Source organism: Kerstersia gyiorum (assembly GCF_048595715.1).
Classification (GTDB): domain Bacteria; phylum Pseudomonadota; class Gammaproteobacteria; order Burkholderiales; family Burkholderiaceae_B; genus Kerstersia; species Kerstersia gyiorum.
In genome coordinates this window covers 2,488,376-2,505,628 of sequence record NZ_CP169556.1, presented here as the reverse complement: position 1 = coordinate 2,505,628, position 17,253 = coordinate 2,488,376, and the positions used below count along the sequence as shown (strand labels likewise).

Genomic DNA, 17,253 nt, shown 5'->3' with positions numbered 1-17,253 from the left:
GCTCGATGCAAAGGAGAGAAAATGGGCCAGTTCATTCAGATCGAATCGCGTGACGGTTTTCGCCTGCCCGTCTATGAGGCAAGGCCGGCAGGCACGCCGCGCGGCGCCATCGTGGTCATCCAGGAAATTTTTGGCGTCAATGCCCATATCCAGGCGGTGGCCGATGGCTATGCCCAGGAAGGTTACCTGGCGCTGGCGCCCGCTATTTTCGAGCGCCTGGAGGCCGGTGTGGACATGGGCTATGCGCCCGAGGACATGAAGCGCGGCGTGGCCCTGAAGGCGGCGCTTGAAGGCCAGGCACAGGCGTCTGCTGGCGACATACAGGCGGTGATCAGTTACGCCGGCCAGGCAGCAGGCGGCAAGGTTGGCATCGTGGGTTTCTGCTATGGCGGCCTGATTGCCTGGCGCGCGGCCGAACAGGCTGATGGACTGGCTGCGGCAGTGGCCTATTATGGCGGTGGCGTGACGACCCCTGCCGAGGTGGGGCGGACACCCAAGGTGCCGGTGCTGGCCCATTTCGGTGAACGCGATACGCATATCCCGCTGGATGGCGTCGAAGCATTCCGTCAGCAGCAAAGCGGACGTGACGTCGCGGTTCATGTCTACGCTGCCGATCATGGCTTCAATTGCGATCACCGTGGCGCTTTCGATGCCGACGCGGCGCGCCTGGCCAAACAGCGCACGCTGGATTTCTTCGCCCGCCACCTGGGCTGATCCCGCCCTTGAGGCGCCGGCCGTTCTGGCTGGCGCCAGCTTTCCTCCGTCTTTACCTGCCTTGCTTGCTCCGCGCCTGATGTCCCGGCCGGGGCTGGGCCGGCTGTGTCCGTCCGTCGCGCCAGCGTTGCGAGACCAGGAGGCGGCAAAGACGCGTCACAGAGCCGTCATCTACGGCGCTTAGCATATGTCCATCTCTGCCGGGAACGATGTCCCTGTTCCGCAAGGTCCGGGAGCTCGTTCCATCGTGCATGCGTGCATATGCCAGGTCATTTCAAGCTAGGCAATTTCTTGTTCCGTTCCGGCCAGGCTGCGCAGCGCTTCCTGGTGGCGGCGAGCCTGGCAGGTCTTGTGGTCGCGGCGGCGAATGCAGCACCCGGGGTCCGTCCACCTGTCTCCATGCTTTCCGTGAATATCCATTTCGATATCCCCGCGCAGCCGCTGGCCGAAGCCCTCCAGGCTTATGGGGACGCGACACAGCTATCGGTACTGGCGCCCAGCGGGCTGCTGCGCGGCCGCATGTCCACGCCGGTGCATGGCGATCATACCGCGCAGCAGGCCATTGAGTTGCTGTTGACGGGCACCGGCCTGCAGGCCCGTTTTCCGGGTGGTGACGCGGTCACTGTGCAGGCGCCGGACCTGCGTGCGCAGCATGCGCCGGCGTCGGGCGCAGGGCAGGCCGTCGATGAAGTCGATGGCGTCGGCAATCGTCTGCATGCGGGCTATGTCGCACAGATACAGCGGCGCGTTATCGGTGCGCTATGCGAGCGTCCGGCCACCCGGCCCGGCACCTACCGCATGGCCTTGCGATTTCATGTTGCGTCGTCTGGCGCTGTCGACGGCCTGCGTCATGCCGGCGGCAGCGGCAGCGCCGCGCGCGATGCTGCCATTCTTGCGAGCGTTGGCCGGCTGCGCCTGGACCCGCCGCCGCCAGATCTGCCCCAACCCATTACCTTGCTGGTGCGGCCCGACCAGCCTGGCGTACGCAACGCCTGTGCGCAGCCGGGAGGATGAGCATGGGCGAAGCAGTGGGAGCACGCCTGCAATCGTTGCTGGTGTCGCGTTATGTGCAGTTGCGCCGCAAGCTCGAGCGCATCGTGGGTTCCAGTGATGGCGCGCAGGATGCCTTGCAGGAAACGTGGCTGCGCCTGCATAGCGTTGATGGTGCCACGGTCGTCAAGAATCCCGAGGCCTATCTGTTGCGCATCGCCGTCAATGCTGCGGCGCGCGATCATCGCCATGCCGGTGCACTGCTGAGCGAACAGGACGTCGAGGCCATGTTCCAGGTTCCCGACGAGTTGGCCGACCCGGCGCGGATTACGGCGGCACGCAGCGAGATCGAAGTGCTGGAGAAGGTCTTGCGCCAGTTGAGTCCGCGCTGCCGGGCAATATTCATGGCGGCGCGCCTGGATGGTATGCTCAACCGGGAAATCGCCGATCACTTCGGTGTTTCCCTCAGTCTGGTGGAAAAAGAGCTGAGCCACGCGTTGCGTCTGTGCCAGCAGGCCACCGAGCGTTCCGCGACGCAGCGCCGCCAGGGCGGACGCGGCCTGTGACGGCCCTATCGTTTGGATTTCAGGCATGGCCGACCCCGATCTTCCTTCATCTCCCATAGCATCCGAGCCCGCTGCTGCGTCCACGCCGGTTGCCACTGATGCATCTGGAGCGGCAGCGCCGGGCGCCGATGCCAGTCACGCGGCTGCTGCGCTGCAGGAACAGGCTACCCAGTGGTTGCTGCGCCTGCGTTCGGGGCGCGCCACGGTGGAAGATGCGCGGGCGTTTGCCTTGTGGCGCGCCCAAAGTCCGGCCCATGAAGCGGCGGCACAGGCGCTTGGCCAAGTGCTGAAAACCGGCAGGCTGGCGGCAGCGCGGGTGGCTCGCGACGCGTCGGTGCCCGCCTGGCGCGGGCGCCGCTGGTCGCCTGCCAGAACGGGTTGGCAGCCAGCTCGCCGCGCTTTGCTTGCTGGTGCGTTGGGGGCCGGCGGTGCCTGGCTGGTGGTGCGTCCGCCCCTGGGCCTATGGCCGGCGCTGGGAGAGTTCACTGCTGATTTCCGTACCGGCGCGGGCGAGCAGCGCGAACTGACGCTGGGCGAGGGGATGGACGTAGCGATGAATACCCGGACTCTGATCAATCTGGGCGCCGCCGAAGGCGCCCAGCGGCGCGTGGAACTGGTGGCGGGCGAGGCGGAGTTTTTCGCAGACCTGCCGGCCCTGCAAGCGCCACGGTCTATCCAGGCCGGGGCAGGGGTGTTGCGCGTGCAGCATGCGCGCCTGAACCTGCGCCATCTGGATGGCCGTACGGCGGTCAGTTGCCTGGAAGGACAAGCCGAGCTGCTGCACCCGCAACGCCAGCTGCTGCTGTCCGCCGGGCAGCAACTGCATTACGACGGGCGCGGCCTTGCTGCCGTGACGTCGCTGGATGCCAGCCAGGTATCGGCCTGGCGCCAGGGCATCCTGCAATTCGACGATGCGTCGCTGGCGGATGTCGTGGCCGAACTGAATCGCTACCGCCAGGGCCGCATCCTGCTGCGTGACAGCGATCTTGGCCGCATGCGGGTGCAGGCCCGGTTTTCAGTGGCCAGGCTGGACGAGGCGCTTAACCAGATCAGCGATATGGCGGGTGGCCGCGTGACGCGCCTGCCAGGGGGCATCGTCCTGCTGGGATAGCGGTATTTCCAGGGCAGGACAAAAAATTTATGAGGCTTTGTCTGGCTCGATGACTCTAGATAGCAGATGGCACGGATTCGTGGTCCGGTTGCCTGCGCAAACAGTCTTCAAGGAAGCCCGCTGCATGAACTCCCTTCATTCCTGGCAATGCCGGTCAGGCAAATCCGGTACGCGACGCATGGCAGACATTTCATCCCGTGGCTGTCCGCCGGGGCAGCCGGCCGGGCGCCTGACGCCTCCCGCCATGCGGTTGACGCCGGCGGCGGCCGCCCTGGCGGCGTTATTGCTGGCGGGAGCATGGCAGCAGCCGGTGCAGGCTGCTGGTTCTGCTGGCGCCGCCTGGCTGGCGTCTGGTGGCGCACGGGCCCAGGCGCACCAGGCTCGCCCTGCCGCCGGTGTGGTGCCGCCCAGCGCGCAGCGTGAGCAGCAGCGGGCCAATGAAGCGTTGTCACGTTCCATTGCCAACCTGAACCGGACCGCCAACGCTATCGCCGTGCGCCAGGCTGCCCAGGCACAGGCGCGCGCCCAGGCCCAGGCAGGCAAGCCCGGTGCGCCGGTGCCCGAAGGGCTTGCGCAGGGCGGACTGTGGGATCGCGATGCGCAAGGCAATATGCTGGCCTGGCGCGGTGCCGAGCGCGCCCGTGAAACGGTGGCCGATGGCAAGGTTCAGGTCGATATCAAGCAGACTGAAAGCCGCGCCATTCTGAATTGGGACACGTTCAACGTCGGCCGCAATACCACGGTTGCCTTCGAGCAGCAGGCAGATTGGGCAGTACTCAACCGGGTCAATGATCCCCAGGCGCGCCCGTCGCAAATCCAGGGCAGCATCAAGGGCGGCGGCACGGTGATGGTGGTGAACCGTAATGGCATCGTGTTTGCCGGGGGCAGCCAGGTCAATGTGCGCAATCTGGTGGCCAGTGCCGTGGGCCTGAGCGACGACCAGTTCGACAAGGGCATCTTCAGCGACCCGCTGGGCAGCGGCCACATGCCGTCCTTTGGCAATGACCTGTTGCTGTCTGGCGGGGCGGTCAGCCATGGTGCCGCGACGGCTGGTGTCTTGGTCGAGGCCGGCGCGAGCATTGCCACGCATGCGTCCGGTACGGTGACGCAAGGGGGCGGCTATGTGTTGCTGCTCGGGCGCGAGGTCGCGAATGCCGGCCACATCAGCACGCCTGGTGGCCAGGCCTTGCTGGCTGCCGGAGACGCTTTCGTGATCCGCAAGGGCCTGGGGACCGATGAGAACCAGGCGTCGACGACGCGCGGCAACCAGGTGGAGGCGCGCCGCAGCGCGTCTACCGAAGCCGGGACCGTTTTCCAGGTGACGAACACCGGCTTGATCGAGGCCAGGACAGGCGATATCACACTGGTTGGCCAGCAGGTGTCACAGGAGGGCGTGCTGCTGGCCACATCGTCGGTGCATACGCGTGGCACGATCCATTTGCGCAGCGACGCCGCACTGGCGGGCGAGCAGGCCGGCAAGGTGACGCTGGCACGTGACAGTGTGACGGCGATCGTGCTCGATGAGAGCGCGACGACGGCGCTGGACGTGCAGCGCGAAGCCCAGATCAAGGATTCCACGTCTGCGGGTGACGGAGAATACCATCGTCGCGACCAGTCACTCATTCAGATCGCCAGCGCTGGCGATGTCGATTTTCTGGGTGAATCCCTGACGCTGGCGACGGGCGGCCAGATTCTGGTTCAGGCGACGGGCCGCAGTGAGTTGCATGAAGGCGCCCAGCTGGATGTGGCGGGTCATGTCGGGGTGCGGGTCGCGATGGAGGCGAACAACGTCGAAATCAACGTGCAGGGCAATGAGCAGCGCGACTCACCGGGTAACAGGGACGACAAGAGCCTGAACAACAGCACGATCTGGCTGGATCGCCGGGATTTGGTCCTGGTGCCTGCCGGCACCAACGGTTATGAAACTGACCGCTGGTACACCGCCGGCGGCTTGCTGGAAGTTGGCGGCTATCTGGGCATCAGCGGCCACGGGATTGGAGAATGGTCGGCGCAGGGCGGGACGGTGCGCTTCGGCGGCGCAGAGCTGATTACGCGAGCCGGCTCGGTGGTGAACCTGTCGGGCGGCACGCTGGATGTCCAGGCGGGCCAGGTGTACCAGACCTTTCTGCGCGGCGCTGATGGCCGCATCTACCAGGCCGCCAGGGCGCCTGCCGATATGCTCTATACCGGTATTTACCGGGGCTACGAAGTCGAGCACGAGCGTTGGGGCGTGACGCGGCGTTACCATGACCTGATGGCGCCCGGACGACGCTGGGAAGAAGGATATACGGTTGGGCGCGATGCCGGGCAGATGGTGGTCGCGACGACGCGCGCCACGCTGGAAGGCGATATCGAAAGCAAGACCTTCCAGGCGGAAAACCAGACGAAGGCGCGCGAGGCGGCGCTGGATGGCTATCAGCAGGCCCAGACCGCCAGGGCGCGCAACGGCCAGCTGATCATAGGCAGCTATGTGCCGGTCTATGACAATGAAACCCGCAACTTGCTGTATTCACCCCAGGCAGTGACAGGCAAGGTGAGCATCGCCGGCGCAAGCGATGGCAGCGCCGCTGCAGATATTGCGCTGGACGCGGCCTGGCTCAACGGTTTGGCGCTGGGCGAGTTGCGGATCTATGCGCGCGAAGAGATCCACGTGGATGAGGCGGTGCAGGTAGATACCGGCGGCACCATCGCCCTGCATGCCACCCAGGTGCAGGTCGGCGCGGATCTGACGGCCCGTAGCGGCAGCATCCTTTTGGGCAATGTGGTCAGGAAGCAGATAAATGGCACGCGCTGGGAATCGCGGGCGATAGATGAAAGCAACGGAGCCATGGCGGCTGGTGCTTCGGCGAGCGTGGCCGAAGGTGTCACGCTGGATGTGCGCGGCGTCTGGACCAATCAGTGGCTGGACCGCCAGGAAACGGCTGGCCTGCCCTACGTCAATGGCGGCAGTATCCAGATTGTCAGCAGCGGCCAGGTGACGATAGGCCAGGGGGCGTTGCTGGATGCTTCTTCCGGCGCGGTGATGCGGGTCGATGGCGGTGTGCTGGACGGCCGTGGCGGCGATATCGCCCTGCGTGCCGACGCACTGGCGCAAGGCTTGCAGGGCAACGGTGCACAGGCCGCCCTGCACCTGGCCGGCGAGCTGCGCAGCCTGGGAGGCAAGGGAGGCGGCAGGCTGGTGCTGCAATCCGGTGGGGCTGTTGTCATCGGCGGTTCCGTGGCCGGCAGCGATGGCATGTTGCATGCTGGCGAGGATTCGCTGGTCGACCTGGTCACGCAGGAGGGTTTCGTGGTGGAGCAGGGCGCTATCCTGCCGCTGGACTTTCACTACCAGCGTACCCATGCGCAACCGGGCGAGGCGATTGGCGGGCAGCCGAATGTCACCTGGAGCGACCCCGCCAGCAAGATCACGCTGGCGGCGGAATGGACGTTGCCGGTGCCGACGGACAGCGCGCAGAGCTACAGCGTGCGTACGACTTCGGGGCGAAACTATCAGGTCTATGCCTGGGCTCCGCCGGTCACACTGCCGGCTGGGACGGTGATCGACAACATAACGGGCAGTTTTCCCGAAGGCTACGTCCTGCCGCAGACAGTTTTTCCGCAAGGGCTGGCGATCGTGCCGGTCACTGGTGTCCTCAAGGCTGGCGAGGCGGCGCCGCAGGCGGTCCATTTTGCGGCCGGCAGCCGCTTGCCGGCAGGAACAATACTGTCGCAGGACGTGGCTGTCATCGTGCCATTGCATGTGGATGACAGCCTGTTCCGCCAGGGTTTTTCACAGTATGAGATCGGCGGCAACCAGGGCCTTGCCGTTGCCGCCAACAGCCGTATTGCGGTGGAAATGCCGGTATGGCGCGTGGATGTGACCGCCGCGCGCGAACAGCCGGGGGGAACCGAGCCAGGCAGCGTGCTGCAGGCATGGCTGCCCGAAGCGTTTCAGCAGAACCCGAAGGAGGGCAGACTGACGCAACGGCTGGGTGCGGACCTGTTGCTGCGCGCGGGCTTCGGCCTGGATTCCGGGGAGTCTCTGGCGATAGGAGAGGGCGCGAGCGTCAGCGTGGACGCCGGGCGTGCCGTGACGCTGCAAGGCAATGGGCAAGTGACCATAGACGGCGTGATACGCGCGTCTGGCGGCAGCATCGACATTCTGAATTTCGGTTATCCGATGGTCGGGCCGACGCCGCAGGGCCATGCGCAGTCCATCTGGATCGGCAACGGCGCCGTGCTGGACGTTGCCGGTCAGGCATACTGGGCGGTTGATCGCGACGGCCTGCGCTACGGCAAGGTAATGGCAGGCGGGCGCATCAGCATCGGCGGCAAGTATGCCGCCGATGCGACTGAAGCCGAGGCGGTGGATGCATTTATCGTCGTGCGTCCCGGCGCGAGATTGGACGCCTCAGGCAGCATGGCGGTGCTGGATCTGCCGGGCGCCGCCAATACGCCGGTTGGCTCGGCGGGCGGCCTGATTTTCCTGAGCAGCTTCAATGGCCTGTTCCTGGATGGCGACCTGCGGGCCCATGCCGGCGCGCCTGGTGCCGCTGGCGGTACGCTGGCGCTGGCGTTGGAGTCACCCAACTATGCCGTTTCCTCCAATCCGAGCAATGCCGTGCTGGCCGTCCGGGAACTATTGCTGGCCAGGGAGCAGGGGGCGCCGGTGTTGTCCGAGACTTTGCTGCCAGGCCGTCCGGATGCCGGATTGAACTACGGCCATGGCCGCATCGGCAGCGATAAGGTCATGGCAGGGGGCTTTGGCAATCTGTCGCTGTTGGTCAATGGCGTGCTGCTGCTGGAACCTGGCGTGAACCTCTCGCTGGCGCAGAGCCTGCGGCTGACCAGCGGCAGCATCAGTCTGCCCCCTGACGCCGGTGCCGGCGCGCGTGTCGATTTGTCCGCGCCCTACGTACGGCTGGCCGGCGCCACGCGCCGCCAGATGGATCACTACATCATGCCGCTGCCTCAGGAAGGCCGGTTGCCGGACGTGCTGGATGGGACGACGCTGGTGGTGCGCGCCAGCCTGCTGGATATCCTGGAGCGCCAGGCGTTCGGTACGAAGGGAACCGTCAGGACCAGCAGCGGTTCGGTCGCCTACGAGCGCCTGGGTTTTGCCGACCTTGAACTGCGCAGCCAGGGGGATATCCGCCTGCTCGGTGCCACTGTGCGGGACCGCACCCTGCTGGAAACGACCGGCAATCTATTGCTGGCTGCCCGCCAGATCTACCCGGCGACCCATGCGCGGGCGGAAATTCGCGCTGGCCGCCTGGGGCGTTTCGATGAATGGGGCAACTACATGGCGGACTATGATCCCCATGCGGTGTTGCGGATTGAGCGTGTCGGTACCGACACACCCGTCATGCCCTACTCGGTCTTTGGCTCGCTGACGCTGATGTCGGCCAATATTGAACAGGGCGGCGTGCTGCGCGCACCCCTGGGCAACCTCATCCTGGGGCATGATTTCGAATCCAGCAACCAGCCCAGCCACCTGGCGCTGTTGCCCGGCAGCCTAACCTCGGTCAGTGCCGCCGGCCTGATCATGCCCTACGGTGGGACGGTGGATGGGCTGACCTATACCTATGGCGGTGCCGATGTGCTTTACCGAGGGTTGGGCGGCGGCTCGGGCACCTTCCGCGGCCTGGTGCTGCGCAGCGACGATATCCAGGTGCAGCCTGGCGCGCTGTTGGATCTGTCCGGTGGCGGTGAACTGACGGGCAGCGCGTTCCTGTCGGGGCGTGGCGGCTCCACCGATGCCCGTCTGAACCCGCTGCTGCAGGTTGCCGTCGATGGCAGCGGTTTTGTCGTGCCGGGGCTGTCGACCAATCCTGTGTACGCCATTGTGCCCGGCACACAGCAGGGTTATGCGCCGGTCGGCGCGGAAAAGGGCGCGGGCGACCCGGTGCTGGGCCAACAGGTGACGATTGCTGCTGGCATACCGGGCCTGCCTGCTGGCACCTACACTCTGTTGCCTTCCAATTATGCGCTGCTGCCCGGCGCGTTCCGCGTGGAACTCAATGGGCTGGCAGGCAGCCAGCGCCCCTTCGGTGCGCAGCTCGGCATGCGCAACGGTTCCTATGCCACGCAAGCGCGGCTGGGCCTGGCCGACACCGGCGTGCTGGATGTCCTGACCACCCAGCTGATCCTGACCCCCGCGGATCGCCTGCGTACCTATTCCCAATACAACGAGATGAGCTACGCGCGTTTTGGCCTGGACTGGGCGGCGCGGGATGGCGCGCCCAGGCCTACGCTGGAACGTGATGCCGGCCGCCTGACCTTGATGCCGGGCGTGGGCAAGCCCGGCGCGCAGAGCGGCGTGCAGTTCGCGCCGGGCACAGTCAGGGCCCTGGCGGCAGAAGGCGGGTACGGCAGCGAGCTGATCGTTTCGGCCAGTGGCGTGGCGCTGGAAATCCTGGGCAAGGGCGCAGCGCCCACCGCAGGCTTCAAAGGCGTTTCCCTGCATGCCGACACGCTCAATTCCATCGGCGCGGCGACGGTCGTGATCGGGGGTGACCTGATATCGGAATTTGCCTCGCTGGATACCCGGAGCACGCAGAACGCTTCCACGGTGAGATTCGGCAATGCCTACACGGCGGCGCGTTCCATTGTGCTGCGTGATGGGGCGTTGTTGCAGGCAGCCCAGGTTTTCCTGGTGACGGGCCGGGTCGACAGCGGCATTACGGTGGAGGAAGGCGCGGGCATCAATACGCTGGGGCAGGGGACGGCAGGCTGGGATTCGATGAGCGGCTATGTGCTGGCGCCGTCCGCTGTTTCCGTGCTGGCCGTGTCCAATGGCTGGCTGGAAATCAAGGCACCGGAAGCGGCCAGCGGCGACGGTTTCGGTGCGGGCAGCATCCGCCTGGGGACATGCGGGGTGCCCCAGGCCTGCGGCAAGGAAACCCAGCTGTTTGCCGAAGGCACGATCACGGCAGCGACGGACAATGCCTTCAGCCTGGAAGATACCGTCCGGTACGGCGCGCGCAACCTGATCCTGGCAGTGGGAGCCATCAATGCCGGAGATGCCGCGACTTTGGCAAAGGCGGCTGCGCAGGGCGTGTTGCCTCCGGGGCTGACATTGAATCAGCAGGTGCTGGACGGCCTGCTGCGCGGAGATACATCGCGCGGCGCGCCCGCATTGGAAAATCTGGTGCTGACGGCCCGTGATGCGGTCAATTTCTATGGTTCGGTCGTGTTGTCGACGCTGAATCCAGAAACCGGGAAGTCATCGCTGGAGCGTTTGGTGCTGACCACCCCGGCCATCCACGGCGCGGGCGACGCCGCCGATGTCGCCCGAATCGAAACAGCCGTACTGACCTGGAATGGGGCGACTCAGGCGCCGGGAGCCATTGTTACCGGCGGCGCCGGGACCGGGACAGGCCGTCTGGTCGTGGATGCCGATGTGATCGAGTTCGGCTACGGGCCACGTAGCCAGCCTGATACCGTGAGCCAGCATGACCGGCGCACCCTGGGCTTTGGTACGGTGGAGCTGAACGCTCGTGAACGCGTGACGGCCAATCACATGGGGTCGTTATCGGTATACGCCTCCCAGGGGGCCTGGGACGGCGCTGCCAAATCCTACACCTATCATGGCGGCGACTTGCTGATTCATACGCCGCAATTGACGGGCCAGGCGGGTTCTGTCAACCGCATCACGGCCGGTGGAAGCATTCTGGCACAGGCGTTTGCCGGCCAGGCCGCAACGCAGCCAGATACCGCCACCCTGGCGGCGGCCCTGGGCGCGGAACTGATGCTGGACGCAGGCGGCAGCCTGCGGCTGGATACGGCAGTGCTGTTGCCCAGCGGCAAACTGACGCTGGCTGCAGCCGGGGATGTCTTGCTGGATGAAAGAGCGCAGCTGGATCTGGCCGGTCGCAGGCTGGTGTTCTACGACCAGGAAAAATACAGCTGGGGGGGAGATGTCATCCTGAACAGCCGGGAAGGCAGTATCCGCCAGGCGGTCGGCTCTACCATCCTGCTGGATGCGCAATACAACCGCGCGGGCAGGCTGAACGCCGTGGCGCTGGGGGCGCAGGCCGGCCATATCGAATTGCTGGGTGCTATCCGTGGCCAGGCCAGCGGCAATTATGACGCCGGCGGCACTGCGCTGCCGTTCGCATCGGGCTTTGCCGATATCCGGGCCCAGCAGATTGTCGATTTCGCCGGCCTGAATCAGCGCCTGAGCGAAGGCGGCGTGTTTGGCGGCCGCAGTTTTCAGCTGGCCAGCGGCAATCTGGTGATTGGCGACGAACTCAAGGCACGGGAAATCAGTGTTTCGGTGGATCGCGGCAGTCTTGGCGTCAATGGCACGATTGATGCCAGCGGCGAGCAGGCCGGCAGCATCCGGCTCTTCGCCGGGCAGGGCGTGACGCTGGCAGGTTCTGCCGTGCTGGATGCGCGCGCCAGCGTGCTGCGCAAGGACAGCTATGGCCAGGTCATCGAGGCGCCCAACCGGGCGGTGATAGAGATCGGTTCTGGCTCGGGCCGGTTGTTCATCGGCGATGGCGCCCGCATGGAATTGGCTGTCGCGGGCGCACCGCAGGCCTATGGCACGGTGACGTTGAATGCGCCGCGGCTGGGCGGGGCGACCGGCAACGATGTGGATATCGACGCCGGCGGCGCCGTTCACATCGGCGGCGCACGTACTGTCGTCGTCAATGCCTTCCAGCGTTATGACGATGCCCGCGAGGGCACCGATACGACGGTTTCCGGGCGCGACTACCAGGTGATAGACCAGGCCTACCTGGATGCCAAGCACGCTGACAGTCTCAAGTTCATGGCCAATGCGTTGGCCAATGGTGTGCTGATGGACCGAAAATTGGCGGGCCTGCGTGCCTACCAGGAGCAATTCCACCTGCGGCCGGGCGTGGAAATCGTCAGCGCCACACCGGACGGCGACCTGCATGTGGATGGCGATATCGACATGTCGCGATATCGCTATGCCAGCGTCAATCCGCATAGCCAGCAAACGCCGGTGCGCGGTTCCGGCGAAGCCGGCGCCCTGGTGCTGCGGGCTGCCGGCAACCTGGAAATCCACGGCAGCATGACCGATGGGTTCGACGTGGCACGTGTAGGCGTGACGGCGGATGATCAGGGCTGGGTGCTGCCTGCCGGGCAGCTGCCGTTCGGCGGCGATGTCGTGATTCCGCATGGCGGCCTGGTCACGCTGGCGCCCGGCACCCAGTTCCTGCCTGGCCGTACCCTGAACTACGATCTGCCCATGCCGGCGTTGACCCTGCCGGCCGGGCTGGCCTTGCCCACGGCCATGGTATTGGACCAATCCCTGGGCCTGGCAGCAGGTTCCGTGCTGGGCGCTGCCGTGAGCGATGCGTCCGGGCAGGTGCTGTATGCCGCTGGCACGGTGCTGGCCCAGGATGTCACGCTGCCCGCAGGAACGCAGCTCGGCGCGGGGTTCAGACTGTCTGCTCCGACAAAAATCCAGGCTGGCATCTGGCCCGGCGGCGTGCCTTTGCCTGTCGCGGTCAAACTGGCACAGTCGCTAACCCTGGCCAAAGGGGCGGTCGTGCCATCGCAGACGGTGGTGGTTCTGCCCGATGGCGCGAAGTTGGTCAATCTGCGTCCGCAGGACGCCGACGGCACGCAAGGACGTACCTGGGCGCTGGCGCCCATGCTGGCGGCGGGTTCACAGTCCTGGGACCTGCGTCTGGTGGCCGGGGCAGACCTGGCCGCCGCAGACAGCCGCCTGACTCACGCACAGTCCGGCGGCAAGTTGATGCTGGCCGATCCGCATTTTGGCCTGGTGCTCGAGCGCTTGCCAGTACCGGGCACAGGTACGGCGAACGTCTATCGCTGGTCCGACGAGATCTCCGCCGAGCTGATCGAAATCTATTTTGGCGTGGCGGGCGAGTCTGGCGCAATCATTCCTCAGGAAACTGTGGACATGCTGGCCAGCTGGGGCTATTTCGTCGATTCCATCGAGGAATTGAATGCCTGGGGCCTGGGCGAAGTCGTGTTCCTGCATGCCAAGGGAGAGGAACCGGAATACACGGCACAGGCCGAGCCGGTCCGCCAGCAGTTGTTCAGCGTGCTGCGCACGGGAACGGGTGATCTGGACTTGATCGCCGCCGGAGACTTCGACATGAGCTCGCCGTTCGGGGTCTATACCGCCGGTACGGCGACAGCGTCCGTGCCGGCAGGCTTGGACGACCCCTACAACCAGGCGCGCGGCCTCATGAAAGATGGTACGGTGCTGTGGCAAAAAGAGGGTGTGGACTTCGAAAGCCTGGTCGATGGCGGCAGCAACAGCCTGTATTCGGCCTGGTATCCGGCCCAGGGCGGCAATGTGCTGTTGCGCGTTGGGGGGAACCTGATGGGCGACCTGACCGGGCAGAACAATAAGCAGATAGATACGATTGTGCCGCTGGGGCGTACGCGACAGCAGATTGCCAGCGTGGATGTCGGCAGCTGGCTGTGGCGTCAGGGTTCGGGCAGCCTGGAATCGGGTGGCATGGACGTGCCGACGGCCTGGTGGATCAATTTCGGTACCTATGTTGCCGGGCCGGTAGACCTGCAGCGCGACGAGTACAACAGTTGGCTGTACGGCAACGCACCGTTCCTGACTGGCTTCACCGGCGTGGGCACGCTGGGCGGCGGCAACCTGGTGGTGGAATCCGGTGGCGACGCGGGCATGATTCAGATCCGTGGGGATGTTGTTCTCAATGGAGAAGGCCAGCGCGCGGCCGCATTGCGGCAGACGCCGCGCAGCCAGGGCGTACACCTGGCGGTGGGCAGCACGGGGCGGGTGCAGGCTGATGGTTCGCTGGTGCAGACCGGCGGCGGGGACTTGGATATCCGCATTGGCGGAACGCTCAATCCCAATCCACAGTTGCGCAGCAACGACCACGACCTCAATAGCACTTTCGTCAATCTGCGGGGGGCGCTACGTCTGGAGGCGGGCAATGTGGGCGGCATCAAGCTGCGCTACGGCAAGCTGGACCCGCTGGACACCCGTGGCGGCGATCCCTATACCGCCGGCCGCGTGTTTGCCGGTGGCGGACCGATGCTCGTGCTGGGCGATGCCGCGGCGCGCCTGGATACGCGGGGCGACCTGGTGCTGGGCGGCGTGGCTGACCCGGGACGCACTCGCCTGTACAGCAGCTCGCCGTTCTCCTATATGGGAACGCGTTATTCGGGCGAGGGCTGGAGCTGGTTCTCGCTCTGGACGCCGGGCACTTCGGTAGATCTGTTCAGCGCTGGGGGCAACCTGACGCCGACCACTGCTTGGGCGGATGGCGTGTCCTACGAGGACATCCATGCCACGGTGAAAGGCCGTAATCAATCGTCCACCATGGATGGGGCCAATTTCTATCCGTCTATCCTGCGTGCCAGTGCTGCCAGCGGCAGCATTTACTACGGTGCTGGCACGACTGGCCTGACCAACAACTTCGGCACTACGCCGTTGCGCACAGAGTTTGGCATGACGGTGGCACCTTCCCCGGTGGGCGACCAGTACGTCAATGCGACCGGACGCAATCAGCTGGAGCTGTTGGCGCGCCAGTCCATCTATGCCAGCGGCTATGCCGTCACGGCGTCGGCCGCGGATCCCGCCAGCCTGAGCAGTCCCTTCCGTCCCGGCTTTGTCGGCGTCCTGGCCTTTACCGGCGGCGGAGACTGGGGCACGCAGCCCATCCGCGTTACGACGGTCAGTCCGTTGATCGCGGATCGGACGGAATGGCTGCAGGCGCTTTCAGGCCGTTCCAATACCGGCACCCTGTTTACCAATGGCACGACCGCGACGACCGGCTATGCCGTGTCGGGCCTGTCGCCTGCGCGCTACTACGCAGTAGAGGGCGATATCGTGGGGCTGCGCGTCGGTTCCATGGTTGGCCTGGGCTATCCGGCAGGCTTGCTGGGTTACCGCTACGAGGGTTCGATTCCCGTGGCGGTCCGGGCCGGCCGGGATCTGACCAATGCCGGCACGCGTCTGGGTGAGAAAGATACGGTCAAGGACACCAAGGGCAATCTGATCTCGCACAGCTTTGCCACCGATATTTCCGTCGTCGAGGCGGGACGGGACATCCGCGAGAGCAGTTTCTACATTACCGGCCCCGGCCTGCTGGACATTGCCGCGGGCCGCAACCTGCTATTTGCGGACAAGGGTGAAGTCACCAGCCTGGGCGATATTCTGCGGGAAGGAGCGAACAGCCGTACCGGGGGCGCTAGCATTGCGGTATCCGCAGGCCTGGGTGCCGGGGCTCAATGGGCGGATTTCGCGGACCGCTACCTGGACCCGGCCAATCAGGCCGATATTGAACTGCCGTTTGCCGACCAGCCCGGCAAGGCGCTGGTGGTTTACAGCGGGGAGCTGACGCTGGCCCAGTGGCTGCAGCGTGAATACGGCTTCCAGGGAGACGCAGCCGAGGCCGAAGCGTTCCTGGAAGCCAGGCAGGCAGAACTGGATCGCAGCTATCAGGAGCAATACGCGGCAGGACGCCAGGCGTCGACACGCTCATTGTTGCGGGACTATCGCCAGGAAAGCCAGCTCTATCTCGTCAACTGGCTGTCCGGGCGTTTCGGGCCTGACAGCGTGGTCGCGGCCGGCGGGCCGGCGGGCCATGTGTCCAACGGTACCGGGCAGGTCTACGACCCGGCAGCGATGGATGCCCGCGAGTTCTTTGCGACGTTGGCGCCCGAACAGCAACGTGCCTATTTGCGCAACGTCTATTATGCCGAGCTCAAGGCGTCGGGACGCGAATACAACGACCCCGGCAGCAAGCGCTTCGGCAGCTACCTGCGCGGCCGCGAGGCGATCGCCACCTTGCTGCCTGCCCAGGACAGCGAAGGCCGTCCACGGGTTTATGAAGGCGACCTCACCCTGTTCAGCAGTGCGTTGTATTTCGACGACTGGACGCAAAGCAACGGCATAGGCAAGAACCGCCCGACACCGGGCAAGACCTATGTGACTCGCGCGGAATGGCAGGCGCTTGGCGGAACAGGCGCCGCAGGCGTGTCTTTCTATGATGTGATAGATGCTGGCATGCACACCAATTTTGGCGGTGATATCAGCATCCTGGCGCCTGGCGGGCGTACTTTGGTGGGCGTGGACGGCGGGTTCACGCCAGGGCCGGGCTCGGGCGTGATCACCCAGGGCGAAGGGGATATCAACATCTTTTCGCTGGGCAGCATCCTGATGGGCCAGAGCCGCATCTTCACGACTTTCGGCGGCAACATTCTGGCCTGGTCGGCGCAGGGCGATATCAACGCTGGCCGGGGCAGTAAAACCACCGTGGTGTATACGCCGTCGCGGCGTGCCTATGATGCGCTGGGCAATGTGTCGCTGTCGCCCACGACGCCCAGCACCGGGGCGGGTATCGCCACGCTCAATCCCATCCCTGAAATTCCGGCGGGTGACATCGACCTGATTGCACCGGAGGGCATCATCGACGCGGGCGAAGCGGGCATCCGGGTGTCGGGCAACGTCAATCTGGCTGCAATGCGAGTGGTCAATGCCGAGAACATCCAGGTGCAGGGGGAGTCGACCGGCATGCCAGTGATCGCCAGCGTGAATATCGGTGCGCTGACGGCGGCCAGCTCGGCGGCCAGTTCTGCGGCCTCCACGGCCCAGGACAGTGTGCAGCGTGCCCGCAATGCGGCGCGGCAGAACCAGCCTTCTGTCGTCAACGTCCAGATTCTCGGGTTTGGTGATGGCGGCGATGGTGCGGCGGCCGGGCAGGAAGCGCGACCAGCCGGCCCGCAGGCGGCGGCGCGGCCTGCCAGCCACCGCCCCGACAGTTCCGTTGTGGTGCTGGGCGTGGGCGGCGAGGGGCCGGTGCAGCGCGGGCACTTGAGTGCCAGCGAGCGCGAGGAACTGGGCGGCTGATGCCGGAAAGTGAATGCGCCTGCCGGGCCGTCGGTTCAGGCCTGGCAGGC

The 17,253-nt window shown here is 65.6% G+C and carries 5 protein-coding genes; all 5 read left to right on the top strand.

All coding sequences use genetic code 11. The features are described from left to right. Positions 1-21: 21 nt before the first annotated feature. The 5 genes from ACEW7X_RS10980 to ACEW7X_RS10960 all read left to right on the top strand — a co-directional run bounded on the left by ACEW7X_RS10980 (position 22) and on the right by ACEW7X_RS10960 (position 17,203). On the top strand, positions 22-714 hold the full coding sequence (locus ACEW7X_RS10980) for a dienelactone hydrolase family protein (protein ID WP_068374633.1): 693 nt from the start codon (positions 22-24) through the stop codon (positions 712-714). A gap of 291 nt (positions 715-1,005) precedes the next feature. After that, entirely contained in the window at positions 1,006-1,728 is a 723-nt protein-coding gene (locus tag ACEW7X_RS10975) for an STN domain-containing protein (protein ID WP_165390079.1), read from the top strand. Between the two features lie 2 nt (positions 1,729-1,730). Next, positions 1,731-2,270, top strand: a complete 540-nt coding sequence (locus ACEW7X_RS10970) for an RNA polymerase sigma factor (RefSeq protein ID WP_068374830.1) — start codon at positions 1,731-1,733, stop codon at positions 2,268-2,270. Positions 2,271-2,295: 25 nt separating this feature from the next. Next, positions 2,296-3,381, top strand: coding sequence for a FecR family protein (locus ACEW7X_RS10965; RefSeq protein WP_083969741.1), 1,086 nt, complete (start codon positions 2,296-2,298; stop codon positions 3,379-3,381). Positions 3,382-3,505: 124 nt separating this feature from the next. Beyond that, positions 3,506-17,203, top strand: a complete 13,698-nt coding sequence (locus ACEW7X_RS10960) for a filamentous haemagglutinin family protein (protein WP_415358522.1) — start codon at positions 3,506-3,508, stop codon at positions 17,201-17,203. Positions 17,204-17,253: the final 50 nt, after the last annotated feature.